This is a genomic window from Ruegeria sp. L12 (genome assembly GCF_056531745.1).
The window spans coordinates 284,633-308,583 of sequence record NZ_JBQFMH010000003.1; the positions used below are offsets into that span (position 1 = coordinate 284,633).

Genomic DNA, 23,951 nt, shown 5'->3' on the forward strand with positions numbered 1-23,951 from the left:
GTCTCGGTCAGCCTGCCGCAACGGCATCGCCGCGTAAGCATTGGGCCGGTGAGAGCCCAATGCCGACACACGGCAGAGTGCGTGTTAAACTCCCCTTGCTCTGAAATGGAGGGGTGTGATGAGAAGTACCGTACTGACGCTTGCCACAGCTTTTTGGATGACTTCACCGATAAGCATTTCGGCTCAGGAAATCGCAAACGAAAATAAAATCGAACTGCTTGTCTCCGACTATTAAACCATCATCGCAATTGAGCACGATTCCCGCCACCTTTATCACCTTCAGACAAAAGCGCTTGTTGCGCATCTTGGCGGTTGGGCGCGTCCGGCCAATGAAGATGGTTCTGAGATGGACAGTTTTACAGGCATTTCCGAGCAAGTAATTCCAATCAATCTCAACCGGATAAAGGCGCGCATTCGCAAGGGTGATGTGGACGACGATGTGGCATCCGAATTGTCCGAGATCATCAGTATGTTTGAAGCAGCGATCGAAACCGGCCTAGAATTGGCAAATCAACTCGAGGCGGGCGATCTTACCACCGCCAGCGAGATATACCGTATTCGTTCGACGCCTGAATACGAACGACTTTGGCGGCGAATATTCACAATGAGGCGCGATATCGAAAGAAAACTCTGATGCGGTTATCAGTTTGGTCTGTTCTTCAGCGGATATGTTGCATTGAGACGTAAACCAAACGAATGGCAACTTTGTCCCGCAACTCAGACATCCGCACAGTCATTTTCGCTGCGGTTAGGCTGAATGTCTGCTTTTACTCTGCGGCGCGGCCAAAAACTTTGGCTTTTCGGTTGCTGCACTTGCGAGCTTCAGCGCAGAACCGCTTCCGCTCTGGGCTCCAAGCAGACGGTCGCAGCGTGTGTCGCGAAGGTCAGGCGTGCTCTTGGAACCGGCCGTTCGATCAATTGGTAAAGTCGTTCAGTTGACGCGGTGTCGATGTTTGGAGTGGGAGGGGCGGATGGAGGACGATCAATGTCCAAAATTCAACTTCCCGCCATCAAACCGAAACGCAAGCCGTGGAATAAGGGGCGCCTGATCGGTCAGAAACGCCCGCTTCTTGCCAAGCAGGTCTGGGCCATCCGAGCCCGGTTGGAACTTGCGGGAAATCCCAGGGATCTGGCACTGTTTAATCTGGCGATTGACAGCAAGTTGCGTGGTTGTGACCTGGTTCGGTTGAAAGTCACCGATCTTGTTGTTGGTAACCGGGTTCGCGAACGTGTGACAGTGATCCAGAGCAAGACCCGGCAACCCGTTCAGTTCGAAGTTTGCGAGAACACCCGCGATTCCATCTGGAATTGGGTATGTCACCCGGAGATGCTCGGATGCCCGTTCTTGTTTCCCAGCCGCTTCCACGACAGGCCGCACGTATCGACCCGGCAATATGCCCGGTTGGTCCGTGATTGGGTGGCCGCGATTGGTCTTGATCCGAGCGGATATGGCACGCACTCGCTACGGCGCACCAAGGCTGCGCTGATCTACCGGAAAACCGGCAATCTGCGTGCGGTACAGCTATTGCTCGGCCACACCAAGGTGGACAGCACAGTTCGATACTTGGGCGTCGAGCTGGAAGACGCGCTGAGCATCGCTGAAAAGATCGACATATTAGGGTTTAGCGGGCGGCTACAGCCGCCCGCCTTTTTAACTTGAAACGTCCGCAAGAGTGTCAATCTTCCACTGGACTTACGAGCCAAGACGAGCGTCACTGACGACGGTGAACGAATTGAGCCTCCCACCCGGAACGCCGGGCTTTGGTCAGTACAGGGCGCGAGAAAGCCCTGCGACCAAGAGGAGATGAAAATGACTGAACAACAATCCCTGCCCCTCAAGACCGACCATACCAAGCCCGGGCCATCCAAACTCGCGGGCAGGACCAAGTCAGGCGAACTATGCAAACTGCTATCGCGCCGTTCCGGGGCGACGGTGGCCCAGCTTAAGAGACAACTGGATTGGCAACCGCACACAATTCGGGCAGCGATATCACGGCTGAGGAAGTCGGGCGTGACGATTGATCTTGACCGTTCCGGAAAAGCCTCGCGTTACCGCATTGTCTCGAAAAAGGCAGACCAATGAATGGGCCGGGGGATCAACTGGAGGTCCTACAAATTGAGCAGATGGATGCAGCAGAGCTTCGAGGGCTCTGGAGACAGCTCAAAGGGGTTCACCCCCCGAAGACGTTCACAGCGCGCCTGATGCGGGTGGCGCTGGCCTGGGAGGTGCAAGTCAAGCGGTCTGGGGGTGAATCCACTAGGGCGCGACGTGGGTGGCTTAGGGTCATCAGTAACCGGATAAAACGAAGTGGCGAAAGTCGGGTGGGTATTACGTTTGTATCTGACACCGTCGATGGCACACGTATTCTGAAGAAATGGGGCGGAGCCACGCACGAGGTCTTCATCACCGGGCAGGGCGTGATGTGGAATGGACAAGGCTATTCGTCCCTGTCTGCGGTAGCGCGCGCGATGACCGGCACCAACCGGAACGGCCCGAAGTTTTTTGGTCTGCGGGAGGGCGGACAGTCATGATCCGCAAGCGCTGTGCCATTTACACACGCAAGTCGACCGAGGAGGGGCTGGAACAGGACTTCAATTCGCTGGATGCCCAACGCGAAGCCTGCGCGGCCTACATACTCAGCCAGAAGCACGAAGGCTGGAGCCAGCTTTCAGAGGCCTACGACGATGGCGGGTATTCCGGGGGATCGATGGACCGCCCAGGTCTCCAGCAACTCTTGAACCATGTTCGCAACGGTCGCATCGACATCATCGTTGTGTACAAAGTGGATCGGCTGACGCGGTCTCTGAGTGACTTTGCCAGGATGGTGGACACATTTGATAGAGTAGGGGTGTCTTTCGTTTCGGTTACGCAGGCCTTTAACACCACGTCTTCCATGGGGCGATTGACATTGAACGTGTTGTTGTCATTCGCGCAGTTCGAGCGCGAAGTGACGGCTGAACGTATCAGGGACAAAGTTGCCGCCTCAAAACAAAAAGGGATGTGGATGGGAGGATCTGTGCCCTTTGGATACGAAGCCGTTGACAAAGCCTTGGTGGTCAATGAGGCCGAGGCGACCTTGGTGCGAACCATTTTTGCCGAATACCTGGCCACCGGTTGCGTCCGCAAACTATCGGCTCGCCTGCGAGAGTTGAACATCCTTAGCAGACGTTGGGTTGATCGGCATGGACAGAGCAAAGGCGGTAAGGTCTTCTCGCAAGGCGCGCTCTACTACATGCTTCGAAACCCGATTTACGTTGGAAAAACCAGGCACAAGAAGGAGATACACGAAGGGCTTCACACGGCTATCATTGACGATGCGACATGGCATTCTGTGCAAGCCCAACTGGCGAAACATGGGGGTCGAGAAACCAATAGCAAACGCCACAACACAGATCGTGCTTTGATTGGCCTTCTGTTTGATTCTTCTGATCGGAAGATGGGGGCCACCTATGCCAGCAAATCGGTGTTCCGGGATGGCGTGCAGACGACAAAACGCTACTGGTACTACGTTTCGACCAAGGCACGGCCAGATGATGACGTTCCAGTTGAGCGCCTGCCTGCGCAGGAGATCGAACGCATTGTTTTGTCGGCGCTTACCGAGAAGCTCTCCGATCATGTTTGGATTGCTGATCACGTAGAAATGCACATCCAGGATACTGCTCTTGTTGCGGACGTCCTTCGTGCGGCCACTGCGTTGAGCCAATCTGATCATTTAGGCGAAGAAGCCAATGCAATCCAAAACCTGTATTCCCTGATCACCCGAGTCGCTGTAAGGGCGGATAGACTGGAGATTTCGATGAACCTAGCAGCAATGTTGGGGCCAGATAACAACCCTGAATCCATTCCCGCCAACTTCGAATTCCCATTCAAACGTCGCCAGAATGGTCGTGCAAAGCCGGTCGTGATTGTTCCACGCAGTTCGGCAAATCCAGACCCGGATCTCATTGCCTTGGTCGCCGATGCGCGGCGGTGGGCAAAGGAATTGATGGACGGGAGTGTCTGTTCCATCAAGCGGATCACAGAACGGGAAGGTTTGCGAACTGGTGCGGTCAGTCGCATCTTGCCGCTGGCTTGGCTGGCACCGGATATTTCGACGGCCATTCTGGTAGGGCGCCAACCAGCGCATCTAACAGCGAAGACACTTCGCGACCTTCCTGAGTTGCCGCTGGACTGGGAAAAACAGCGCGAGCTTCTTGGGTTTCTGTAGACCCGAGACCACCGATAGGTCCCAAGACCTCACGCGAACCTGGCCCGCTGAGACATTCTTCGAAATCGACCGAATAGTGCTCTGATCGGAGCTCAGAATCGAGGTCTCTGGCGTCTTGATTGCCTGTAACCCATTGAAATTGCGGCGTCATTGATTCCGCTTGAAAAAACTCAGGTTCGAGAGAGAGAAAGTGGTGGGCGACCCTGGAATCGAACCAGGCGTGCGTCTCCGCGAGGGAGTTACAGTCCCCTGCCACACCTTGCGGCCTGTCGCCCACTGTCAGGCGTTGCACCTGACGTGGAGGCGTGATTACTAGCGCGTCTAAAGGGCGTCAACAGGAAAATACCGCTTTGACGCAGGAAACCGAATTCCCGGCCCGGAGGCCCGTGACATGAAGAAACCAAAGTGGGTCGTTCAGAAGGAACAGGCACGTAAAGTGGCGGCTGCGGAAACCGTCTGGCTGTTCGGTTTACACGCCGTGCGTGATGCGCTGATGAACCCGAAACGACAGAAACTGCGCCTGATCGTGACCCGGAATGCGGGCGATAAGCTGGTCGAAGCCATTGAGTTTGCGGGAATCACGTCTGAAATGGTCGATCCGCGCAAATTCACCGCTCCGATCGATCCGGGTTCGGTCCATCAGGGCGCCGCGCTTGAGGTGAAGCCGCTGGATTGGGGTGGATTGGCCGAGAATTGCATTGGCCGTGAAAACCCGCGCGTGCTGCTGCTGGATCGGGTGACCGACCCGCATAACGTCGGGGCGATTCTGCGCTCGGCCGAGGTGCTGGGTGCGAGCGCCGTGATCGGCACCCGGCATCACTCGGCCCCTGAAACCGGCGCGCTGGCGAAAACCGCCAGCGGTGCGCTGGAACGGCAGCCCTATCTGCGGGTGCGCAATCTGGCCGACACCATTGTCGAACTGCAGAACATGGGCTTTCTGGTGCTGGGCCTGGATGGCGAGGCGGACGAGACCATCGAAACCGCCCTGCACGACAAACGCGACCGCCCCGTGGCGCTGGTGCTGGGGGCCGAGGGACCAGGCCTGCGGCAAAAGACCAAGGAAACGGTAGATCAACTGGTCAAGATTGACGCGTCGGGGGGATTTGGCTCGCTCAACGTCTCAAATGCCGCGGCAATCGCCCTATATGCTTCCCAGCACAGATGACAGGAGGCCCCCATTCCCACTCCGCATAAAATCGCGACCTGCTGCTATTGCGGCACCCGCGCCGCGCTGGTGCTGAAAGGCAAGCAGCAGCACGAGCTTAGCTGTTCCAGCTGCGGCGCGCCGCTGCACAACCTCAAAATGGTGCCCAAGGCCAGGCTGACCGAACGGCCTGCGCCGACATACAAACCTGATCGCAAACCCCTGAAACAGACCAAGCGTAAGAAAAAGAGGAAAAGCCTGTTTTCGAAGGTTCTGGATGAAGCCTGGGATGTGATCGAGGACGTATTCGACTAGCATCCGTTCACATCGGCGTCATAGGGGGTTTTCGCAGCCGTGTGAAATATGCATCTTAAAACCTTCATTATTCAAGCCGATGAATCGCCAGATGCTGACCCGACGTAGCTTTGTAACCAGTCTGTCCTGTCTTGCCGTTGCCCCCATGGTCCGGGCGCAGGAAAAACCCATGTATTATGCCGATAACGGGGCAGCTATTTCGGGCTATGATACGGTGTCATACTTTCAGGTCGGAGAGCCGGTACAAGGCGATCCCGATATCGCGCTGATCTGGAAAGGCGCGCGCTGGCAATTCGCATCCGAAGAAAACCGCGACCGGTTCGAGCGCAACCCACGTGCCTTTGCGCCTCAGTTCGGCGGCTATTGCGCCTACGCAATGATCTATGGCGATCTCTCCAGCACTGATCCGGCGGCCTGGCAGATCGTTCAGGGCAAGCTTTATCTGACGCATTCGCAAGCGATTGAGCGGATCTGGAAGCAAAACGTGTCGCAGAATATCCGCAAGGCCGAGGCCAACTGGCCCGCAGCCCTTTACTAGCGGCAGGCGATTTTCCGCTTTTCGTGATCTGTCATCACAAAAATGCGCGCCCCCTCTTTTTTTTGGCGAACTCATGCTTAAATGTCACAGTGACCGCGGAATGGAACTGCCGCGGGTCATTTCACTGTCCCTCGTTCCAACAACTGGCGCCCAAGGTTTCTTGGGCGCTTTTTTCTTTTTGGAACCCTGCTAAGGATGGGGCATGCCAGATTATTCCGACGCCTTTCTGAAAGACATCCTGCATCGCACCAAAACCGTCGCTGTTGTGGGCGTGTCGATGAACCCTGTGCGGCCCAGCTATTACGTGGCGCGTTACCTGTCGCTAAAGGGGTATGCGGTGATACCGGTCAATCCCGGCCATGCGGGCAAGCTGCTGTTCGGTCAGACGGTGCGGGCCTCATTGTCCGAGATTTCCGAGCCCGTCGATATGGTCGACATCTTCCGCCGCTCCGAGGCGGTGCCGCCCATAGTAGACGAAGCACTGGACGCATTTCCAAACCTGCGCACCATCTGGATGCAGATCGGCGTCGAACACGCCGAAGCCGCGAGCAAGGCTGAGGCGCGTGGCGTTGATGTGGTGATGAATCGCTGCCCCAAGATCGAATACCAGCGCCTATTTGGCGAACTGCGCATGGGCGGTTTCGCAACCGGGGTGATTTCGTCCAAGCTATGACGGCTAGCCGCCCGCATAGGGCTTCAGTTCCCCATATTGCTCTATCCGCCGTTGCTGAAGCACCACCTCACGCGGGACCCAGTCGTATTTGGTGTCTTCGGTCAACGGGGACCAGAACAACACACCGCCATACCGCCATGGGTCTAGCACAACGCCGTCATACATCGTCTCACCTTTGCGGCTGATGATGGCGGTGCTGTGGTCGATGCGGAACGGATTGTCCGCGTTGGCGATGGCGCGGTGCATTTCCAGCGTGCGGAATTGTTCCAGGTCCAGGCGCCGCTCGATATCCTCGGCCCAATGCCAGCAGAGGCCCCGCGGGCGCAGGCCCTTGTTGACCTTGGCGTTGTGGATCAGGGGTGGGTCGGTGATTTCGTATTCCCGCACCAGCTGCGCCGTATAGGCATAGGCGATCCGCGCCGCCCGCTGCGCCTCTTCCGGGTCGATATCGGGGCCCAGGCTTTGGATTTCGCTGGCCAGTCTCTGCACCTCGTCCCCAGACGAGCGCGGAGGCGCAGCGCAGGCTGCAAGGGTTGCAAGGGCTGCGGCAAACACCAACGCTCTGATCATTCACGTGCCCTTCGCCCCACTGCGTCCCGATGCCCGAGTATAGCCAGCGACATCGTTGCAAGAAACCCGGCAGTTCAGCCCTTTGGTCTGGCCGCCTTTTCGGCGATGCCGCTGGTGCCCTGGCGCCGGTCCAGTTCGGCCAGCACATCATCCAGCGCCACATCGCGCGCGGCCAGCATGACCAGCAGGTGATATAGCACATCCGCCGCCTCAGAGGTCAGTTTCTCACGATCCCCTTTGACCGCTTCGATAATCGCCTCAATGGCTTCTTCGCCGAATTTCTCAGCGCATTTCTCGGGGCCTTTGGCCAGCAGTTTGGCGGTCCAGCTGCTGTCGGGGTCCGTGCCCTTACGCGCGTCGATGATAGCGGTCAGTTCGTGCAGGATGCTCATGTCAGCCTCATCGGAATGCCGGCGGCGGCCATGTGCTCCTTGGCCTCGCGGATGGTATATTCGCCGAAATGGAAGATTGAGGCGGCAAGCACCGCGCTGGCCCCGCCCTTGGTGACGCCTTCGACCAGATGGTCCAGAGTGCCGACGCCGCCCGAGGCGATGACGGGCACGTCAACGGCGTCGGAAATGGCTCGGGTCAGGGGCAGGTTGAACCCCGCCTTGGTGCCATCGCGATCCATCGAGGTCAGCAGGATTTCCCCTGCGCCCTTGGCAACGACGGTCTTGGCGAACTCCACCGCGTCGATGCCGGTGGGCTTGCGCCCGCCATGGGTGAAAATCTCCCACTTGCCGGGACTGACGGTCTTGGCGTCGATGGCGCAGACGATGCACTGGCTGCCAAACTGGTCCGCGGCCTCGGCAATCACATCCGGGTTGGCGACGGCGGCAGAGTTGAAGCTAACCTTGTCCGCCCCCGCCAGCAGCAGGGCGCGCACATCATCCTTGGTGCGCACGCCACCGCCCACGGTCAGCGGCACAAAGCACTGCTCGGCCGTGCGCTGCACCACATCGAACATGGTGCCGCGATTTTCATGCGTGGCGTGGATGTCCAGAAAACAGATCTCGTCTGCACCGGCGGCGTCATAGGCCTTGGCCGATTCCACCGGATCGCCCGCATCGCGCAGGCCAACGAAATTCACACCTTTGACCACGCGGCCATCGGCGACATCCAGACAGGGAATGATACGGGTTTTCAGCATTGGGTGCCCTCTATTGCGGGCACCTCTACCGGCAAAGCCCTGCCGATGCCAGACTTGTGATTGTGATCTGTCGTGAAGCCATGGAATTTAGAGGTGAAATTCATGAAAAGGATTATCGAGATGCGACATCTTATTCTGGCTTCAATACTCACATTCGGAGGCGCACTGTCCGCCATGGCTGAAGACATCATCAAAGTGGAAACCAACAAATCCGTGGCCGAGGCGCTGGACGCGCTCGAAGCTGCGGTGGGCAATGCGGGCGCGACCGTGTTTGCCCGCGTCGATCACGCAGCAGGGGCCGAGAAGGTGGGGCTGAGCATCCCAGCCAATCAGGTGCTGATTTTCGGCAACCCGAAACTGGGCACGCCCGCCATGCAGGCCGACCCGCGCGCTGGTCTGTTCCTGCCGCTGAAGGTGCAGGCCTATGAGGACGCAGACGGGCAGGTCTGGCTGGCCTATGAGGACCCTAAAGAGACGATGGATGATCTCGACGCGGTCGAGGACTCTCCGGTCATCGAAAAAATGCGCGGCGCTTTGGCGAAACTGACCGCCGCTGCCGCGCAATAAATCAGCTCAGGGCGCGAATGGCCTCAGCCAGGTCAATCGCGCCATCATAGAGTGCGCGACCCGAGATCGCGCCGTTCAGTTCAACTCCACAATCGCGCAGGGCGATCAGATCGCCCAGCGAGCTGACGCCACCCGAGGCGATCACCGGGATCGACACCGCCTGTGCGAGCGCCGCCGTGGCCTCAATGTTCGGGCCTTGCATCGCACCGTCGCGGTTGATGTCGGTGTAGATGATGGCGGCCACGCCCGCGTCCTCGAAACTGCGGGCCAGATCGGTGACCTGCACGTCGGTTTCCTCGGCCCAGCCCTTGGTGGCGACCATGCCGTTACGCGCGTCGATGCCCACGGCAACCTTGCCGGGGAAGGCTTTGGCCGCTTCGCGCACCAGATCGGGATTTTCCACCGCCACAGTGCCCAGAATCACCCGCGCCAGACCTTTGTCGATCCAGGTCTCGATGGTGGCCATGTCGCGGATGCCGCCGCCCAGCTGCGCGGGCACGTTGCACGCCTTCAGGATCGCCTCGACCGGGGCGGCGTTCACCGGCTCACCCGCGAAGGCGCCGTTCAGATCGACCAGATGCAGCCACTCGCACCCGGCTTCGACAAAGGCGCGGGCCTGCGCGGCGGGGTCTTCGTTGAAGACCGTCGCCTTGTCCATTTCACCGCGCAGCAGGCGCACGGCATTGCCGTCTTTCAGGTCGATGGCGGGGTAGAGGATCATGTCGGGCGGCCCTATATCACTGTTACACGCGCGGGATATCGCACAGGCAAGGCAGGGGCGCAACGCGACGCCAAGTCATTCTTGCCCGCCGCCCTTTCGCGGGCCAGACTGGCCGAAAAACAGGGAGATTGCCATGAACAGATATACACTTGCGGCGGCGTTCACCGCCCTCGCCACCAGCGCCTTTGCCGCCGACCCGGTGGACGGGTTGTGGAAGACCGCGCCCGGCGATAGCGGGGGCTATCTGCATGTTTCGATTGCCGAATGCGGCAGCGCCATCTGCGGCACCATCGACAGCGCCTTCGACGCGGATGGTAACCAGCAACTGGAATACGAGAATCTCGGCAAGCAGATCATCTGGGATATGATCCCCGAAGGGGACGGCAGCTATGATGACGGCAAGATCTGGGCTCCGGATCGCGACAAGACCTACAGTTCGAAGATGACGCTGGACGATCAGAACAAGCTGACAGTCAAAGGATGCGTTGCAGGTGGTCTGGTCTGTCGCGGGCAGGTCTGGACCCGCATCGAATAACGCCTATGGCGCCCAGGTCAGGAAGTTGCCGATCATGCGCAGGCCGACATCCTGGCTTTTCTCAGGATGGAACTGCATCCCAACCATCGTGTCGCGGCCAATAACGGCCGTGACCTCTTGCCCATACTCTACGAAAGCCAGCCGCTCTGCCGGATCAGTCACCCGGAAGTGGTAGGAATGGACGAAATAGGCGTGATCGCCCGAGCTTACCCCGTCAAAGACCGGGTGGTCGCTTTCCAGCACCAGATCGTTCCAACCCATATGCGGCACCTTCAGGGCGCTGTCCGAGGGCTCGATCCTGACAACATCTCCGGCCACCCAGCCCAGACCGTCGGTCTCGGAATACTCATGGCCCGTGGTCGCCATAAGCTGCATGCCGACGCAGATGCCCAGAAACGGGCGGCCCTTCTGCTCGACCGCCTCGACCATGGCGTCATAGATGCCCTTGTGGCCCCGCAGTTCCGCCGCGCAAGCCGGGAAAGCGCCATCGCCCGGCAGTACCAGTCGATCCGCCCGTGCCACGACATCCGCGTCCGAGGTCACGACGACCTCGCCCGCGTCCATCTCGCGCGCCATACGCTGAAACGCCTTCTCTGCCGAGTGCAGATTGCCGCTTTCGTAATCGATGATCGCCGTCAACATCGCGTGACCCTGTTCTTCTTCTTGTTAAAAATACGGCGGAGTGAATTGGCCGCAGGCCAAGAGGGGCAACGCCCCACTACCCCAGCTTACAGCGCGCCCTTGGTCGACGGAATCGCATCCGCCTTGCGCGGATCGGTCTCGACCGCGTCGCGCAGGGCGCGGGCGACGGCCTTGAAGGCAGCCTCGGCGATGTGGTGGCTGTTGAAGCCGTGCAGCTGGTCGATATGCAGCGTTATGCCGCCATGGGTGCTGAGCGCCTGAAAGAACTCGCGCACCAGCTCGGTGTCGAAGGTGCCGATCTTCTGCGTCGGCAGATCCACATTCCAGATCAGGAACGAACGCCCCGACAGGTCGAGCGCACAGCGCACCTGTGCGTCATCCATTGGCAAATGGCACGCGCCATAGCGGCGGATACCCTTCTTGTCCCCCAGCGCCTGCGTCAGTGCCTGACCCAGCGCAATCCCGGTATCCTCGACCGTGTGGTGGTCATCGATGTGGTAATCGCCCTTGGCCCGGATCGTCATGTCGATCAGCGAATGGCGCGCCAACTGGTCCAGCATGTGGTCAAAGAACCCGACGCCGGTCTGGTTGTCATACTGGCCGGTGCCGTCCAGATTGACCTGAACCGAAATCTCGGTCTCGGCGGTCTGACGGCTGATCTGAGCGCTGCGCATGGGCGAATTCCTTTTGCTACAGGGGCGCTTATAGACGCGGAAAGGCTGCCTATCCAGACCGCTTGACACCTTCGCCGCAAACTGTTGCAGGGGATTGCACCCGGACGCAGCCCGTGCCAGCCTGCGGGCAACACGAACCAACAAGGCCCGGCCCATGTCCACCTGCGTTTTCATCCAGATCCGCTGCAAACCCGGTTCCACCTATAAAGTGGCCGAAGAGATCGCCCTGCGCGAAATCCATTCCGAGCTTTATTCCACCAGCGGCGAATATGACCTGCTGCTGAAACTCTACATCCCCGAGACCGAGGATGTGGGCCATTTCATCAACGAAAACCTGCTGGTGATTCCCAATATCGAACGCTCGCTGACCACGATGACGTTCAAGGCGTTCTAGCCCAGTTCAAACGTGGTCACGCCGAAGATTCGGCTCAGATCAATCTCGGGTTCGTGGCCGGTGTACATCCGCGCGGTTTCAAAGACCTTTTCCAGCCCAAGCTCGGACGCCAAAGCGAAAGCGGCCGCGTTGGGCTGGGGCATGTCGATAAACACCTCGCGCCCGGCCTGATCGGCGGGCAGGGCGGCCAGAAGGTCGGCCAGCAAGGCACGCGCGATCTCTGCGTCATCGGCAAACAAGGGGCCGATCTTGTACCCGGTTCTGCAGGGGCGAAGCGTGGCGTGTCCCTTGATATTCCCATCGCTGACGAAAACACGGGACATATGCCCCGGAGCGTTCAGCCAATCCTGCAGGAAGGCATCGCGCGCAGCGGGAAAGAGTTGGCGGTCATAGGTTCTGAGATCCTCGGACAGCGCCGTCAGCGGTTCGGTGTCTGCTGATGGGTTCAGTGCCCTCTGCATGTCCCCGGCGATGCCGGTGAAGCGATAGTTGTTATAGGCAAAGCTGAACCCCGATTTGCGATAGTTGTGTTGCTGATCGACAACCCCATCCAGCCCGATATTGCCCGCGGTACAGCGATCCAGCGCATGGCGCCAAAGCTTATACCCATGGCCGCAGCCGCGATGTTCGGACCGAACGATATAGAACCCAAGGAACGCAAACGCATCGTTGTAATGAACGAGCGAGATTGACGCGATCATCTCGCCATCCAGAAACCCGCCCAGAAACCCCTTTGGGTCGGTGCTGCGAAAACATGCGGCGTCCTGATGGCCGGGGTTCCATCCCTCGTGCCCGGCCCAATCCACGGCTTTCTGCACTTCGTCTGCGTTAAGCGGGCGGATGACATAATCGGGCATGAGCTGAATCCTGCATTGCGGAATACAACCAGAATGGCGCACCCGACGCGAAAGAACCAGCATGTTGGGAAGGTTTGGTATCTGGAGCGGGCGAGGCGATTCGAACGCCCGACCCTAACCTTGGCAAGGTTATGCTCTACCCCTGAGCTACGCCCGCATCAGATACATATGTTGGTCCGAAGACCTCTCAATGGAGCGGGCGAGGCGATTCGAACGCCCGACCCTAACCTTGGCAAGGTTATGCTCTACCCCTGAGCTACGCCCGCGCCGTTGAGTGAGGAGGGATGTATAAATTCCCACACGAGGCTGCAAGCGGAAAAACACAAAAAGCCGCAAAAATCTTTCGACGGAAATCCACGGCTGATGCGTTGAATGGGCATAGGGCTTGGTGAAACGAGGGATTGAATAAACAAAATGACGGATATCACAGACATAAAAATGGCGATACTGGCTGCGCTGATCGCTCTGACCACGGTTATCTGTGGTCAAAGCGACGATGAACTGGCGGAAGTGCAGCCGATCCCGCCTCATGCGCCTTCGGTTCAGGCGCAGGTTCTGACGGGATAAGCCGCGCGCTCACAAAACCAGCACGAAATTCGCAATCGCGGCCAACAGAATCGCCGCGAATGTCAGCCCCATGCCGATCTGGCGCAGGATGATGATCTGCGGTGTCTTGCCAAAGCCGTGGGCGTGCAGCAGACGCCCCGCCAACAGCGACAGTCCAAGCAGATTCACGAGCCACCCGCCAGCGCCCTGCAGCTCGACCATAGCGATCAGCAGCAAGGCAAAAGGGGCGTATTCGGCGCAATTCGCCTGTGTTCGCATCGCCTTGATCATGGCCTTGTCGCCATGGTCGCCGACCGAGATTTTGCCCGCCCGGCGTTGCAATATGACGTTCACGCTGAGCGCTACAAACAGAAAGGCGATCAACGCGGCGTAGATCGGGGTGATGGTCAGCATGGCGTCTCCTGATGTTGAAAGGGCCGCCCGGTTCCCCGAACGGCCCTTGTTAGCTTAGAAGGCTAAACCGGTTATTCCAGTTCGACCAGCAGGTCCTTTGCGTCAATCTGACCGCCGGGCTGGACATGGACGGCCTTGACCACCGCGTCGCGCTCGGCGTGGATGCCGGTTTCCATTTTCATCGCCTCGATGGTCAGCAGCAGATCGCCTTCCTTGACCTCTTGCCCGGCGCTGGCGGCAACCGTGGCCACCACACCCGGCATCGGTGCGCCGATGTGGTTGGGGTTGCCAGACTCGGCCTTGGGGCGCTGCGCTGTGGTGGCCTTGACCAGTCGGTTCGGCACCCGGATCACGCGGGGCTGGCCGTTGAGTTCGAAGAACACGCGAACCTCGCCATTCTCATCCGTTTCACCGATGGCCTGACAGCGGATTTCCAGCGTCTTGCCGGGGTCGATCTCGGCGGTGATCTCCTCTCCCGGCTCCATGCCATAGAAGAACGTCCGCGTCGGCAGCGTGCGCACCGGGCCATAGGTGCGGTGACGGCCCATATAGTCGAGGAACACCTTGGGATACATCAGGTATCCGTTCAGGTCCTCGTCATCGATCTCTTTGCCCTCAAGCTGTTTGGACAGATCGGCACGGGTGGCTTCCAGATCGACCGCTTCGACATGTTTGCCGGGGCGCTCAGTGTTGGGGGCCTCGTCTTTCAGGACCTTCTGGATGATGGTGTCCGGGAACCCGCCCGGAGGCTGGCCCAGATTGCCACGCATCATGTCGACGACCGAATCGGGGAAGGCGACATCGGTGTTCGGATCCTCGACCTGTTCGCGGGTCATGTTCTGGCTGACCATCATCAGCGCCATGTCACCGACCACCTTGGAAGACGGCGTCACCTTGACGATATCGCCGAACATCTGGTTTACGTCGGCATACATCTGCGCGACCTCGTGCCAGCGTTCCTCCAGCCCCAATGAGCGCGCCTGCGCCTTGAGGTTGGTGAACTGGCCGCCCGGCATCTCGTGCAAATAGACCTCGGATGCGGGGGCCTGCAGGCTGGATTCGAAGGCCGCGTATTGGCCGCGCACCGCTTCGAAGTAATCGCTGATCTCGCGGATCGCCTTGATGTCCAGCCCGGTGTCACGCTCGGTATGGCGCAGCGCCTCGACCACGGTGCCCAGCGTCGCCTGTGAGGTGTTGCCGCTGAAGCTGTCCATGGCGCAATCCACCGCGTCCACACCGGCCTCGGATGCCGCAAGGATGGTGGCGCTGGCGATACCGGCTGTGTCATGTGTGTGGAAGTGGATCGGCAACCCGACCTCTTCCTTCAGCGCACGGATCAGGATCTTGGCCGAGGCCGGTTTCAGCAGGCCCGCCATATCCTTCAGGCCCAGCACATGCGCGCCCGCGTCGCGCAGTTCCTTCGCCATGCCGACATAGTATTTCAGGTCATACTTGGCACGGTCCGGGTCCAGAATGTCACCGGTATAACAAACGGTGCCTTCACAGATCTTGTTGTTCTCGATCACCGCATCCATGGCGACGCGCATGTTCTCGACCCAGTTCAGCGAATCGAACACGCGGAATACGTCGATACCCTTGGCCGCCTGGCGCACGAACTCTTGCACCACGTTGTCGGGGTAGTTGGTGTAGCCAACCCCGTTGGCCCCGCGCAGCAGCATCTGGGTCATCAGGTTCGGCATCGCTTCGCGCAGGTCGCGCAGGCGCTGCCATGGGCATTCCTGCAGGAAGCGATAGGCCACATCAAACGTCGCGCCACCCCAGCATTCGACGCTGAACAGCTGCGGTAGGTTCGCGGCATAGGTCGGCGCCACTTTGATCATGTCGATCGAGCGCATCCGGGTCGCCAGCAGCGACTGGTGCCCGTCGCGCATGGTGGTGTCGGTGATCAGCAATTGCCGCTGCGCCTTCATCCAGTCGGCGACAGCCTGCGGGCCTTTTTGCTCCAGCAGGTTGCGGGTGCCCATCATCGGTTCCGCCTTGGGCGCGGGGGCTTTGGCCTCTTTCAGGTCGGCGCGCGGTTCGGGGCGGTCCTTGGTTTCAGGGTGCCCGTTCACCGTGATGTCGGCGATATAGTTCAGAACCTTGGTGCCCCGGTCGCGGCGCTTTTTGAAGGCGAACAGGTCCGGTGTCTCGTCGATGAACTTGGTGGTGTATTCATTCGACAGGAAAGTCGGGTGCTTCAGCAGGTTCTCGACAAAGGCGATGTTGGTGCTGACACCGCGCACACGGAATTCGCGCAGGGCGCGGTCCATACGGGCAATCGCCTTTTCGGGCGTCGGCGCCCATGCGGTGACCTTGGTCAGCAGCGAATCGTAATACCGCGTGATCACCCCGCCCGCATAAGCCGTGCCACCATCCAGACGGATGCCCATGCCGGTGGCCGAGCGATAGGCAGTGATGCGGCCATAATCGGGGATGAAGTTGTTCAGCGGATCCTCAGTGGTCACGCGGGTCTGCAGCGCGTGGCCGTTCAGACGGATATCATCCTGCGCAGCTTTGCCGGTGGCCTCGGCCAAAGTCTTGCCCTCGGCGATCAGAATCTGAGCCTGCACGATGTCGATGCCGGTGACTTCCTCGGTGACGGTGTGTTCCACCTGCACGCGCGGATTCACTTCGATGAAGTAGAACTTGCCGGTGTTCATATCCATCAGGAATTCGACGGTACCGGCGCATTCATAGTTCACATGGGCGCAGATTCGGCGGCCCAACTCGCAGATTTCGGCGCGCTGCTCTTCGGTCAGATACGGGGCAGGGGCGCGTTCCACCACCTTCTGGTTGCGGCGCTGGACCGAGCAATCCCGTTCGTACAGGTGATAAATCTCACCATGCTTGTCGCCGAGAATCTGAACCTCGACATGGCGGGCGCGGGTGATCATCTTTTCCAGATAGCCCTCACCATTGCCAAAGGCGGCTTCGGCCTCGCGGCGGCCTTCCAGGACCTTCTCTTCCAGCTCATCCTCGGACAGGATCGGGCGCATGCCGCGCCCACCGCCGCCCCAGCTGGCTTTCAGCATCAGAGGGTATCCGATCTCGGCCGCCTCGGCCTTGATCGCTGCCATGTCATCCCCCAGAACTTCGGTGGCCGGGATGACGGGAACGTCGGCCGCAATGGCGACCTTCCGGGCGCTAGCCTTGTCGCCAAGGGCGCGCATGGTCTCGGCCTTGGGGCCGATGAAGGTGATGCCGTTCTGAACACAGGCATCCACGAAATCCGGGTTCTCCGACAGCAGGCCATAACCGGGGTGGATAGCGTCGGCGCCGCATTCCTTGGCCACGCGAATAATCTCGTCAATCGACAGATAGGCGGCAACGGGCCCCAGGTCTTCGCCGATGCGATAGGCCTCGTCCGCCTTGAACCGGTGCAGGCCCAACTTGTCCTCTTCGGCGAAGACCGCGACGGTGCGCTTGCCCATCTCGTTGGCTGCCCGCATCACGCGGATGGCAATCTCGCCGCGGTTGGCGATCAGGATTTTCTTGAAGTCAGTCATTTCAGGTCCCGGTCTTTATAGCTGTGGCCCAGTGCATAGGCGGACAATAGGGCCACGTACATCTGTAGTTCTGGGTAGAACCGGCATGTTAACGCTCGCAAACGCCGCCCCTTGGCGCTTTTCTTTTACACGCGCTGCGCCGCAGCATCAAATGTTGTATTTTGAGTGTCTGAATGAACCTGGTTCAACTGGGCAAGCACGGGGTTATGAGCTGCATTTTCCGCTCCACGGAGCTTCGATTCCTGTTGTGCACAGGTTCCCTGGTTTCTGCTTATTGCTTGATGGCACCGATGACATCCTGAAGGCCGCAAATCCGCACAGGCCTGCGACCCCTGCAGCACGCTCAGCGTTGCCGATCCACTGCCATCAGGCCGCCGAGTTCCTGGGCGCGGGCCGAGCCGTCGGGGTTGTTTGACTGTTGTCTTCACAACGCCCCGCAATTGCCCCGGATTGCGCCACCTGAACCTGATTGCGTCCCTTGTCCTTGGCTATATAGAGCGCGTCATCCGCCGCGCGCATCAGATCCTGCGGCATCGCGCCATGCGCCGGATAATGCGCAACGCCGACTGATATGGTGATGCGCGGCAGCGATTTCTCTCCATACCGGACAGTGATCGCCTCGACCGCCTGCCGCACCTGCTCGGCGCGGGTCATGGCGTCATCCGGGGCGTTGTCCGGCAGGATCAGCATGAATTCCTCACCGCCGATCCGACAAGCAATCTCGTCCCGGTCGCAGCCCTGTTCAAGCGCCGACCCCACCGCGCGCAGCACCATATCGCCAGCGTCATGCCCGTGGGTGCCGTTGAATTTCTTGAAGTGATCCACATCCACCGCGATCAGACTTAGCGGAGCGCCGGTCTGCTGGCTGCGGCTGATGGACTTGCGCAGCGTGTCGGTCATGTGGCGGCGATTGAACAGGCCGGTCAATGGGTCGCGCACCGACTGGTCATGCAACTGATCGCGCATGCGTACATTCGCAATCGCCATGCTGATCTGTTCCGAGCATAACTGAGCCAGTTTGCGGCTTTTATTGAAACACTCATCGCGGCCCTCAATGGCGCGCAGATGCAACAGGCCGACCGTCTCGCCATGCGCGAGAATCGGAAAGCAGAAATAGGCCCGCCCGTCATGCGGCTCGGCATGTTCGCAGACGAAATCGATCTCGGATGCGCCGAATTCATAGGTCCGCCCGCGCCGCAAGCCCCAACAGCCCTCGGGGTGGATATGCGCCTTGTGTGTGCCGCCATTCCAGCTGGCGCAGCCGTCCAGCACATCGCGTGAGTTGGAATAGACATACACGCTGCCTTCGGCCTCGGGCAGGATATGCGTCATGAAGCGCGAGACCATATCGAACAGCTCGTCCAGCGAACGGCTGGATTGCAGCCACTCGTTCAACTCACCCAGCAGACGGACTTCACGCGCAAGGCGCAGTTGTTCATCCATCAACTCACGTTCCTTGGCAGCGCGCACCCGCAAATCGCGCACCTGCCTGCGATTGGTTCGGTAGATCACCAGAATAACTGCCGCCAGCGCCAACAGAGCCACACCGCACAGCACCGCCAAAGACCACCGGACGCGGTTGATGAACAAATCCCGCTGCGGCGTGATGTCCGCGTAGAATTCGATGGCGCCCAGAAACTGCCCGTCTTTGAAGACGGGCGTAAAAATCTCGGCCACATGACAACTTTCCTTGCCGGACCCTGCCATCACCTCGTGATCCAGCGCGCTGACCTCGGAGATCGGTTGTTCCTCGTGTTTGTAAAATGACCCGCCCACTGCAAGGGTTTCCTGAAAGAAGGAATCAGTATTTACGGTTCCGATGTCAGCCGCGCGGGTCGACCAGAAAACGCGCCCTTCGCTGTCAAACAGCTTGAAACGGTAGATGTCCGAAGTCTGGGGCAACAGTTCCAGAAACTCTGCATCATGCTCGTCAAGCATACCGTATCGAAACGTGGCTTCCACGTCATCCAGATGAGATGCGACCTGTTGGTTCAACTGCATCGCGCGGTGTCGCAGGTCCGTTTCCAGCATCCGGTCGACCACCGGGGCCGGGATCGCGTAAATCCCCCAACCTGCCAGCGCCGTCAGCACCACCAGCATCAGCGAGATACCCGCCATTTTCAGGCCCGAGGTCCGGCCTGTTTGTTCTAACTGTTTCATAACCCGCGCTCCCACAGCAATAAGGGCAGCATCTTTGGCGAGGTTTGACAGAGGGTTAACGGCACCGGCGCGTTTGTTTAGAATTTAACGGAACGGGTGGTAAATTCCTTGCGAACAACCCGTGAACAAAGCCTTTCCCTCCGCGCCCATCCGGCGTAGTTTGGAGCTATGAGCAGTTTTGACGAAATGGACGCCTTCGAAGGCGCATCGCTGTCGGCGCGGGCGATGCCTGCGGCGTCGGCAGACTATCTGAACGACCTCAACCAGGCGCAGCGCGAAGCGGTCGAGCGGCTGGACGGTCCGGTTCTGATGCTGGCCGGGGCCGGGACAGGCAAGACCAAGGCGCTGACCGCGCGGATCACCCATCTGCTCAGAACCCACCGCGTGCGCGAGAATGAGATTCTGGCGGTGACCTTCACCAACAAGGCCGCGCGTGAGATGAAAGAACGCGTTGGCCGCATGCTGGGCCGCCCTGCCGAGGGGATGCCGTGGCTGGGCACGTTCCACGCGATCTGCGTCAAGCTGCTGCGCCGCCATGCGGAACTGGTCGATCTGAAATCGAACTTCACCATTCTGGACACCGATGACCAGAAACGGCTGCTCAAGCAACTCACTCAGGCCGCCAATATCGACGACAAGCGCTGGCCCGCGCGGATGCTGGCGGGGATCATCGATGATTGGAAGAACCGCGCCCTGACGCCCGACAAGGTGCCCGCTGCGGATGCCGGGGCCTTTAATCACAAGGGCATCGAGCTTTATGCCCAGTACCAGACCCGCCTGCGCGAACTGAACGCGGTGGATTTTGGCGACCTGTTGCTGCACATGGTGACGATCTTCCAGACCCATCCAGATGTGCTGGAACAATACCAGCGCTGGTTCCGCTACATCCTCGTCGACGAGTATCAGGATACCAACGTCGCCCAATACCTCTGGCTGCGTCTGCTGGCCGGGGGGCACAAGAATATCTGCTGCGTCGGTGACGATGACCAGTCGATCTATGGCTGGCGCGGGGCCGAGGTGGGCAACATCCTGCGGTTCGAAAAGGATTTCCCGGGCGCTTTCGTCGTGCGGTTGGAGCAGAACTACCGTTCGACCCCGCATATTCTGGCCGCTGCGTCGAATGTCATTCGCGGCAATGAAAACCGTTTGGGTAAGGAACTGTGGACCAACGCTGAGGATGGACACAAGGTCCATCTGATCGGCCATTGGGACGGCGAGGAAGAGGCGCGCTGGATCGGTGAGGAGATCGACGCGCTGCAAGGCGGCACGCGCGGTATCCGCCCGATGAACCTGGATGAAATGGCGATTCTCGTGCGCGCCTCGCACCAGATGCGCGCCTTCGAGGACCGATTCTTGACCATCGGTCTGCCCTACAAGGTAATCGGCGGCCCGCGATTCTATGAGCGGATGGAGATCCGCGATGCCATGGCCTATTTCCGGCTGGTGGTCAGCCCCGAGGATGATCTGGCCTTCGAGCGCATCGTGAACACGCCCAAACGCGGCCTTGGCGACAAGGCGCAGCAAACCATTCAGGTGGTGGCGCGCGAAAATGGGGTATCTCTGGTCGAAGGCGCGCGGATTGTTGTTGAAAGAAAACTGATCGGCGCAAGAGGCGTCAAGGCCTTGCGCGAGTTGATCGACGGGCTGGCGCGGTGGAGTTCTGTTGTTATTTCTGGAGGACGAGCAGCAACCTCACAAACGCCACAGCGGCCGCCTCGCTCACTCTTAGGTGAAGAGTACGATGCATCTTATCGTCAGGAAGAAGACAACGATGATGTCTTAGAGCCGGTGGTCGAAACAATGCCTTCAGAGTCTGCTCGCGGCTATGATCATATCGAACTCGCCCAAACAATATTGGATGAGTCGGGCTACACGCTCTCCTACTTTAAGCCTCAGACCGAAGAAGAACGTGAACGCGGTGACCCACTCGTTCATACTAGTCCCGAAGCGCCAGGGCGGCTGGAAAACCTCAAGGAACTGGTCAACCAGCTGGATAATTTCGAGAACCTGCAGGGGTTCCTGGAACATGTCAGTCTGGTGATGGATAACGAGCAGGATTCGGACGGGGCCAAGGTCTCGATCATGACCCTGCACGCAGCCAAGGGGCTGGAGTTTCCCGCCGTGTTCCTGCCGGGGTGGGAAGATGGCCTGTTCCCTTCGCAGCGGTCGATGGACGAATCGGGCCTCAAGGGCCTCGAAGAGGAACGGCGGCTGGCCTATGTCGGCATCACCCGCGCCGAAGAGGTCTGTACAATCTCCTTTGCCGCCAACCGGCGGGTGTTCGGGCAGTGGCAGAATTCGATGCCGTCGCGATTCATCGACGAGTTGCCCGAGGATCATGTGGAGGTGCTGACGCCTCCGGGCCTTTATGGTGGTGGTCAGACAACAGCCGGGATCGAGACCCGCGCAGCCGAGGCGAATGTCTATAACTCACCCGGCTGGAAACGTCTGCAGGCGCGGCAGGGGCAGTATGGGATGTCTCAGCCGAAAGAAAGCCGCAACACAGTGATCGACGCCACCGCATTGGCCAGTTTCACGCTGGGCGAGCGGGTGTTTCACCAGAAATTCGGCTATGGCGCAGTGATCGGCATCGAGGGCGACAAGGTCGAGGTCGATTTCGATAAGGCGGGGGTGAAGAAAGTCGTCTCGCGGTTCCTGACCAACAAAGACGACGTGCCGTTCTGACGTTTACAGCCCTTCGACCAGCACCAGATTGGTGGTCGCCGTTTGTTGCCTGATCTTTGCCAGCTCGACATAATCCGGGTCGTCCTTCCAGGCCCGGGCTGCGGCCATGTCCGGAAACTCCATCAGGACGATGCCGTCTTCGGCCCAGCTGCCCTCGATCACTTCGACGGGTTTTGAGGAAACGGTCAGCAAACGCCCGCCATGGCGGTCAAAGATCGGCATGAAGCCTTCAAGATATTTCTGATACCCCTCGGGGTCATGAATGGAAATCTGGGCGATGAAATAGGCGGCCATGGGATGCTCCTGAGAAATCGTTCACGGCCCCAGCTTACATCTTGTGCGTCAAAACGAAAAACGGCGGTTCCCAGGGAGGAGGAAGGGGAACCGCCGTTCTTTTCTACATCAGGACAGGGAGGAGGAAGCCCCGATGTATCCGAACCCGGGTCTGATCCCGGTATGAGGAAGACGCGGCGACGTCAGGGAGGAGGAAGGCGTCGCCGCGCGCTTTCAACATCGGGGCAGGGAGGAGGAAAGCCCCGATGTATCAGGTTCCGGCAGTCAGGGCCGGTATAAGGTGCGGCAACGTCAGGGAGGAGGAGAGGCGTCGCCGCTGAAATACAGGTCCGAAAGGGAGGAGGACGGACCTGATCTCGGTGTTTCGAGTCGCGCTTATCGAGTGGCGCGGTCTTCGCTGGCCTGCAGCGCCAGGCGGCGGATCATCGAGCGGTGCAGCCCCAGATCGGCCAGCTCGCGGTCCGACAGTGCCGACAGTTCGTTGACGGTCTGGCGGTACAGAAAATATTGCCCAACGCGGGTTTTTACGGTTTCGACCAGCGCGGCGATCCCGAAAGCGGGGGTGCCTTTCAGAGCTGTTTGTGTGCCTGCCATTGCCATTTTCATCATCCGTTCATTCTTGCGTGCCGGTGTCGTCCGGCGTTTACTTGAGACTGAAAATAGGTGAATGCTGCAATTGCACAATAGCTTGCGTCGTCAATGCTGCTATGCAGCAAGCGCATGGATTGTCGGGATATTCCGGCAAACCCCAAAATGGGCTTTTGCAATACATCTATATGCAGGCGGAAAGACGCCTCTGCCAGTCAGGTGCATAGAGCATGGGGGCATCCCCTGTGTTCGTGCGGGTCATTTATGTGGGCGAATATGCTGGCGCGCAAAGCAACGCGCCGGTCCGGGACAATGTTGGCGGCGGCTTATGGGAAACCATGGGCTGTGCACGGGAAAGACCTGTCGGGGGCCGTGATTCGCGGTGGAAAAACGAATTTTTGCAGCAACAACGACAGTTTTTATACTTAATTGGAAAATTGTCGGGAATTCACGGGAATATTTATTAGCCCGAATTTTGTGGATATGTGGTAGTAAACTGATCTGTGTTCGCAATTTGTGGTGTATGTATTTTGAAATTCGATTGTTTTAACCTCGTTCCGAGGCCTGAGTAGATTCTCTTCAGGCAAATTTCCTGTTGATTTCCATAAATTCCCATGGCATCCCTTAGATACCCGATGAGGGCGAGGACAGTTAAGGGGCGCCAAACGACCCCGAACCAAAAATACAAAACAGGTTTCATACAGGCATCTCGCTTTCATCACTTAACAGATCCGGCGCGCGGGCGAGCAGACATCCCCCCAGGTGGC

At 59.1% G+C, this 23,951-nt stretch carries 26 protein-coding genes and 3 tRNA genes; 14 read left to right on the forward strand and 15 right to left on the reverse strand.

Going from position 1 to position 23,951, the window contains the following annotated elements; all coding sequences use genetic code 11:
* The first annotated feature begins 346 nt into the window (after positions 1-346).
* From ACR0K9_RS06845 to ACR0K9_RS06865, 5 genes are all read left to right on the forward strand, one after another.
* On the forward strand, positions 347-634 hold the full coding sequence (locus tag ACR0K9_RS06845; protein WP_480821791.1) for a hypothetical protein: 288 nt from the start codon (positions 347-349) through the stop codon (positions 632-634).
* A gap of 351 nt (positions 635-985) precedes the next feature.
* Entirely contained in the window at positions 986-1,660 is a 675-nt protein-coding gene (locus ACR0K9_RS06850) for a tyrosine-type recombinase/integrase (protein WP_480821793.1), read from the forward strand.
* A 150-nt stretch (positions 1,661-1,810) separates the two neighbouring features.
* Positions 1,811-2,083: a DUF3489 domain-containing protein gene (locus tag ACR0K9_RS06855; protein WP_480821795.1), complete on the forward strand. Its 273-nt coding sequence runs from the start codon at positions 1,811-1,813 to the stop codon at positions 2,081-2,083.
* Entirely contained in the window at positions 2,080-2,532 is a 453-nt protein-coding gene (locus tag ACR0K9_RS06860; RefSeq protein ID WP_255700209.1) for a DUF2924 domain-containing protein, read from the forward strand. Before ACR0K9_RS06855 ends, ACR0K9_RS06860 begins: the two co-directional genes overlap by 4 nt.
* Complete coding sequence (locus ACR0K9_RS06865; protein WP_480821797.1) at positions 2,529-4,208, forward strand: recombinase family protein; 1,680 nt, start codon at positions 2,529-2,531, stop codon at positions 4,206-4,208. Before ACR0K9_RS06860 ends, ACR0K9_RS06865 begins: the two co-directional genes overlap by 4 nt.
* Before the next feature lie 191 nt (positions 4,209-4,399).
* Here ACR0K9_RS06865 and ACR0K9_RS06870 read toward each other — a convergent pair.
* A tRNA-Tyr gene (locus ACR0K9_RS06870) sits at positions 4,400-4,483 on the reverse strand.
* A gap of 116 nt (positions 4,484-4,599) precedes the next feature.
* Between ACR0K9_RS06870 and rlmB the strand changes: the two genes are divergently transcribed.
* The 4 genes from rlmB (at position 4,600) to ACR0K9_RS06890 (ending at position 6,878) form a co-directional block, all read left to right on the forward strand.
* The gene (gene rlmB / locus ACR0K9_RS06875; RefSeq protein ID WP_480821799.1) at positions 4,600-5,373 is read left to right on the forward strand and encodes a 23S rRNA (guanosine(2251)-2'-O)-methyltransferase RlmB; all 774 of its coding nucleotides are present in this window, start codon (positions 4,600-4,602) and stop codon (positions 5,371-5,373) included.
* Between the two features lie 12 nt (positions 5,374-5,385).
* Entirely contained in the window at positions 5,386-5,667 is a 282-nt protein-coding gene (locus ACR0K9_RS06880) for a hypothetical protein (RefSeq protein WP_480822077.1), read from the forward strand.
* 91 nt (positions 5,668-5,758) lie between these two features.
* Positions 5,759-6,205 carry a YHS domain-containing (seleno)protein gene (locus tag ACR0K9_RS06885; RefSeq protein ID WP_480530072.1) on the forward strand — a complete coding sequence of 149 codons (447 nt, stop codon included), beginning with the start codon at positions 5,759-5,761 and terminating at the stop codon, positions 6,203-6,205.
* A 202-nt stretch (positions 6,206-6,407) separates the two neighbouring features.
* Complete coding sequence (locus ACR0K9_RS06890; RefSeq protein ID WP_480821801.1) at positions 6,408-6,878, forward strand: CoA-binding protein; 471 nt, start codon at positions 6,408-6,410, stop codon at positions 6,876-6,878.
* 3 nt (positions 6,879-6,881) lie between these two features.
* On the opposite strand, the gene ACR0K9_RS06895 is transcribed toward ACR0K9_RS06890, so the two are convergent.
* The 3 genes from ACR0K9_RS06895 to hisF all read right to left on the reverse strand — a co-directional run bounded on the left by ACR0K9_RS06895 (position 6,882) and on the right by hisF (position 8,598).
* Positions 6,882-7,448: a hypothetical protein gene (locus ACR0K9_RS06895; RefSeq protein WP_480821803.1), complete on the reverse strand. Its 567-nt coding sequence runs from the start codon at positions 7,446-7,448 to the stop codon at positions 6,882-6,884.
* Positions 7,449-7,522: 74 nt separating this feature from the next.
* Complete coding sequence (locus tag ACR0K9_RS06900) at positions 7,523-7,840, reverse strand: phosphoribosyl-ATP diphosphatase (protein ID WP_480821805.1); 318 nt, start codon at positions 7,838-7,840, stop codon at positions 7,523-7,525.
* Positions 7,837-8,598, reverse strand: a complete 762-nt coding sequence (gene hisF, locus ACR0K9_RS06905; RefSeq protein ID WP_480530064.1) for an imidazole glycerol phosphate synthase subunit HisF — start codon at positions 8,596-8,598, stop codon at positions 7,837-7,839. The genes ACR0K9_RS06900 and hisF overlap by 4 nt, the downstream gene beginning before the upstream one ends.
* Before the next feature lie 174 nt (positions 8,599-8,772).
* Between hisF and ACR0K9_RS06910 the strand changes: the two genes are divergently transcribed.
* A complete protein-coding gene (locus tag ACR0K9_RS06910; protein ID WP_480530591.1) occupies positions 8,773-9,165 on the forward strand; it encodes a DUF302 domain-containing protein in 393 nt (130 codons plus the stop codon).
* 1 nt (position 9,166) lies between these two features.
* Here ACR0K9_RS06910 and hisA read toward each other — a convergent pair whose 3' ends face one another.
* A complete protein-coding gene (gene hisA, locus ACR0K9_RS06915) occupies positions 9,167-9,886 on the reverse strand; it encodes a 1-(5-phosphoribosyl)-5-[(5-phosphoribosylamino)methylideneamino]imidazole-4-carboxamide isomerase (protein WP_480821807.1) in 720 nt (239 codons plus the stop codon).
* Positions 9,887-10,019: 133 nt separating this feature from the next.
* Between hisA and ACR0K9_RS06920 the strand changes: the two genes are divergently transcribed.
* Positions 10,020-10,421, forward strand: coding sequence for a DUF2147 domain-containing protein (locus ACR0K9_RS06920; protein ID WP_480530060.1), 402 nt, complete (start codon positions 10,020-10,022; stop codon positions 10,419-10,421).
* A gap of 3 nt (positions 10,422-10,424) precedes the next feature.
* On the opposite strand, the gene hisH is transcribed toward ACR0K9_RS06920, so the two are convergent.
* The gene (gene hisH, locus ACR0K9_RS06925) at positions 10,425-11,063 is read right to left on the reverse strand and encodes an imidazole glycerol phosphate synthase subunit HisH (RefSeq protein WP_480821809.1); all 639 of its coding nucleotides are present in this window, start codon (positions 11,061-11,063) and stop codon (positions 10,425-10,427) included.
* An 86-nt stretch (positions 11,064-11,149) separates the two neighbouring features.
* Entirely contained in the window at positions 11,150-11,737 is a 588-nt protein-coding gene (gene hisB, locus ACR0K9_RS06930; RefSeq protein ID WP_480821811.1) for an imidazoleglycerol-phosphate dehydratase HisB, read from the reverse strand.
* 154 nt (positions 11,738-11,891) lie between these two features.
* Here hisB and ACR0K9_RS06935 point away from each other — a divergent pair, with 154 nt between their 5' ends.
* Positions 11,892-12,131, forward strand: coding sequence for an Lrp/AsnC ligand binding domain-containing protein (locus tag ACR0K9_RS06935; protein WP_170615187.1), 240 nt, complete (start codon positions 11,892-11,894; stop codon positions 12,129-12,131).
* Here the strand turns inward: ACR0K9_RS06935 and ACR0K9_RS06940 are convergent.
* The 3 genes from ACR0K9_RS06940 to ACR0K9_RS06950 form a co-directional block, all read right to left on the reverse strand.
* Positions 12,128-12,988 (reverse strand): GNAT family N-acetyltransferase, encoded by an 861-nt coding sequence (locus ACR0K9_RS06940; protein WP_480821813.1) that lies wholly within the window; start codon positions 12,986-12,988, stop codon positions 12,128-12,130. The genes ACR0K9_RS06935 and ACR0K9_RS06940 overlap by 4 nt on opposite strands.
* A gap of 82 nt (positions 12,989-13,070) precedes the next feature.
* Positions 13,071-13,145 (reverse strand) — tRNA-Gly (locus tag ACR0K9_RS06945).
* Positions 13,146-13,179: 34 nt separating this feature from the next.
* A tRNA-Gly gene (locus ACR0K9_RS06950) sits at positions 13,180-13,254 on the reverse strand.
* A 148-nt stretch (positions 13,255-13,402) separates the two neighbouring features.
* On the opposite strand from ACR0K9_RS06950, the gene ACR0K9_RS06955 reads away from it, so the two are divergent.
* Positions 13,403-13,555, forward strand: a complete 153-nt coding sequence (locus tag ACR0K9_RS06955; protein WP_480821815.1) for a hypothetical protein — start codon at positions 13,403-13,405, stop codon at positions 13,553-13,555.
* Positions 13,556-13,564: 9 nt separating this feature from the next.
* On the opposite strand, the gene ACR0K9_RS06960 is transcribed toward ACR0K9_RS06955, so the two are convergent.
* The 3 genes from ACR0K9_RS06960 to ACR0K9_RS06970 all read right to left on the reverse strand — a co-directional run bounded on the left by ACR0K9_RS06960 (position 13,565) and on the right by ACR0K9_RS06970 (position 19,617).
* Entirely contained in the window at positions 13,565-13,948 is a 384-nt protein-coding gene (locus ACR0K9_RS06960) for an MAPEG family protein (protein ID WP_480821817.1), read from the reverse strand.
* 71 nt (positions 13,949-14,019) lie between these two features.
* A complete protein-coding gene (locus tag ACR0K9_RS06965) occupies positions 14,020-17,457 on the reverse strand; it encodes a pyruvate carboxylase (RefSeq protein WP_480821819.1) in 3,438 nt (1,145 codons plus the stop codon).
* 366 nt (positions 17,458-17,823) lie between these two features.
* A complete protein-coding gene (locus ACR0K9_RS06970; RefSeq protein ID WP_480821821.1) occupies positions 17,824-19,617 on the reverse strand; it encodes a sensor domain-containing diguanylate cyclase in 1,794 nt (597 codons plus the stop codon).
* A 168-nt stretch (positions 19,618-19,785) separates the two neighbouring features.
* On the opposite strand from ACR0K9_RS06970, the gene ACR0K9_RS06975 reads away from it, so the two are divergent.
* Positions 19,786-22,302: an ATP-dependent helicase gene (locus ACR0K9_RS06975; RefSeq protein WP_480821823.1), complete on the forward strand. Its 2,517-nt coding sequence runs from the start codon at positions 19,786-19,788 to the stop codon at positions 22,300-22,302.
* 3 nt (positions 22,303-22,305) lie between these two features.
* Here the strand turns inward: ACR0K9_RS06975 and ACR0K9_RS06980 are convergent, their stop codons facing one another.
* Both ACR0K9_RS06980 and ACR0K9_RS06985 read right to left on the reverse strand, forming a co-directional pair.
* On the reverse strand, positions 22,306-22,596 hold the full coding sequence (locus ACR0K9_RS06980; protein ID WP_480821825.1) for a DUF1330 domain-containing protein: 291 nt from the start codon (positions 22,594-22,596) through the stop codon (positions 22,306-22,308).
* Between the two features lie 375 nt (positions 22,597-22,971).
* The gene (locus ACR0K9_RS06985; RefSeq protein WP_480530040.1) at positions 22,972-23,190 is read right to left on the reverse strand and encodes a DUF1127 domain-containing protein; all 219 of its coding nucleotides are present in this window, start codon (positions 23,188-23,190) and stop codon (positions 22,972-22,974) included.
* Between the last annotated feature and the right edge of the window lie 761 nt (positions 23,191-23,951).

What these genes read in the sequence shown, in the direction of transcription:
- ACR0K9_RS06845 (WP_480821791.1), top strand. Translation starts at nt 347, where the DNA reads ATGGACAGTTTTACAGGCATTTCCGAGCAAGTAATTCCAATCAATCTC.
- ACR0K9_RS06850 (WP_480821793.1), top strand. Translation starts at nt 986, where the DNA reads ATGTCCAAAATTCAACTTCCCGCCATCAAACCGAAACGCAAGCCGTGG.
- ACR0K9_RS06855 (WP_480821795.1), top strand. Translation starts at nt 1,811, where the DNA reads ATGACTGAACAACAATCCCTGCCCCTCAAGACCGACCATACCAAGCCC.
- ACR0K9_RS06860 (WP_255700209.1), top strand. Translation starts at nt 2,080, where the DNA reads ATGAATGGGCCGGGGGATCAACTGGAGGTCCTACAAATTGAGCAGATG.
- ACR0K9_RS06865 (WP_480821797.1), top strand. Translation starts at nt 2,529, where the DNA reads ATGATCCGCAAGCGCTGTGCCATTTACACACGCAAGTCGACCGAGGAG.
- rlmB (WP_480821799.1), top strand. Translation starts at nt 4,600, where the DNA reads ATGAAGAAACCAAAGTGGGTCGTTCAGAAGGAACAGGCACGTAAAGTG.
- ACR0K9_RS06885 (WP_480530072.1), top strand. Translation starts at nt 5,759, where the DNA reads ATGCTGACCCGACGTAGCTTTGTAACCAGTCTGTCCTGTCTTGCCGTT.
- ACR0K9_RS06890 (WP_480821801.1), top strand. Translation starts at nt 6,408, where the DNA reads ATGCCAGATTATTCCGACGCCTTTCTGAAAGACATCCTGCATCGCACC.
- ACR0K9_RS06895 (WP_480821803.1), bottom strand. Translation starts at nt 7,448, where the DNA reads ATGATCAGAGCGTTGGTGTTTGCCGCAGCCCTTGCAACCCTTGCAGCC.
- ACR0K9_RS06900 (WP_480821805.1), bottom strand. Translation starts at nt 7,840, where the DNA reads ATGAGCATCCTGCACGAACTGACCGCTATCATCGACGCGCGTAAGGGC.
- hisF (WP_480530064.1), bottom strand. Translation starts at nt 8,598, where the DNA reads ATGCTGAAAACCCGTATCATTCCCTGTCTGGATGTCGCCGATGGCCGC.
- ACR0K9_RS06910 (WP_480530591.1), top strand. Translation starts at nt 8,773, where the DNA reads ATGGCTGAAGACATCATCAAAGTGGAAACCAACAAATCCGTGGCCGAG.
- hisA (WP_480821807.1), bottom strand. Translation starts at nt 9,886, where the DNA reads ATGATCCTCTACCCCGCCATCGACCTGAAAGACGGCAATGCCGTGCGC.
- ACR0K9_RS06920 (WP_480530060.1), top strand. Translation starts at nt 10,020, where the DNA reads ATGAACAGATATACACTTGCGGCGGCGTTCACCGCCCTCGCCACCAGC.
- hisH (WP_480821809.1), bottom strand. Translation starts at nt 11,063, where the DNA reads ATGTTGACGGCGATCATCGATTACGAAAGCGGCAATCTGCACTCGGCA.
- hisB (WP_480821811.1), bottom strand. Translation starts at nt 11,737, where the DNA reads ATGCGCAGCGCTCAGATCAGCCGTCAGACCGCCGAGACCGAGATTTCG.
- ACR0K9_RS06935 (WP_170615187.1), top strand. Translation starts at nt 11,892, where the DNA reads ATGTCCACCTGCGTTTTCATCCAGATCCGCTGCAAACCCGGTTCCACC.
- ACR0K9_RS06940 (WP_480821813.1), bottom strand. Translation starts at nt 12,988, where the DNA reads ATGCCCGATTATGTCATCCGCCCGCTTAACGCAGACGAAGTGCAGAAA.
- ACR0K9_RS06955 (WP_480821815.1), top strand. Translation starts at nt 13,403, where the DNA reads ATGACGGATATCACAGACATAAAAATGGCGATACTGGCTGCGCTGATC.
- ACR0K9_RS06960 (WP_480821817.1), bottom strand. Translation starts at nt 13,948, where the DNA reads ATGCTGACCATCACCCCGATCTACGCCGCGTTGATCGCCTTTCTGTTT.
- ACR0K9_RS06965 (WP_480821819.1), bottom strand. Translation starts at nt 17,457, where the DNA reads ATGACTGACTTCAAGAAAATCCTGATCGCCAACCGCGGCGAGATTGCC.
- ACR0K9_RS06970 (WP_480821821.1), bottom strand. Translation starts at nt 19,617, where the DNA reads ATGAAACAGTTAGAACAAACAGGCCGGACCTCGGGCCTGAAAATGGCG.
- ACR0K9_RS06975 (WP_480821823.1), top strand. Translation starts at nt 19,786, where the DNA reads ATGAGCAGTTTTGACGAAATGGACGCCTTCGAAGGCGCATCGCTGTCG.
- ACR0K9_RS06980 (WP_480821825.1), bottom strand. Translation starts at nt 22,596, where the DNA reads ATGGCCGCCTATTTCATCGCCCAGATTTCCATTCATGACCCCGAGGGG.
- ACR0K9_RS06985 (WP_480530040.1), bottom strand. Translation starts at nt 23,190, where the DNA reads ATGGCAGGCACACAAACAGCTCTGAAAGGCACCCCCGCTTTCGGGATC.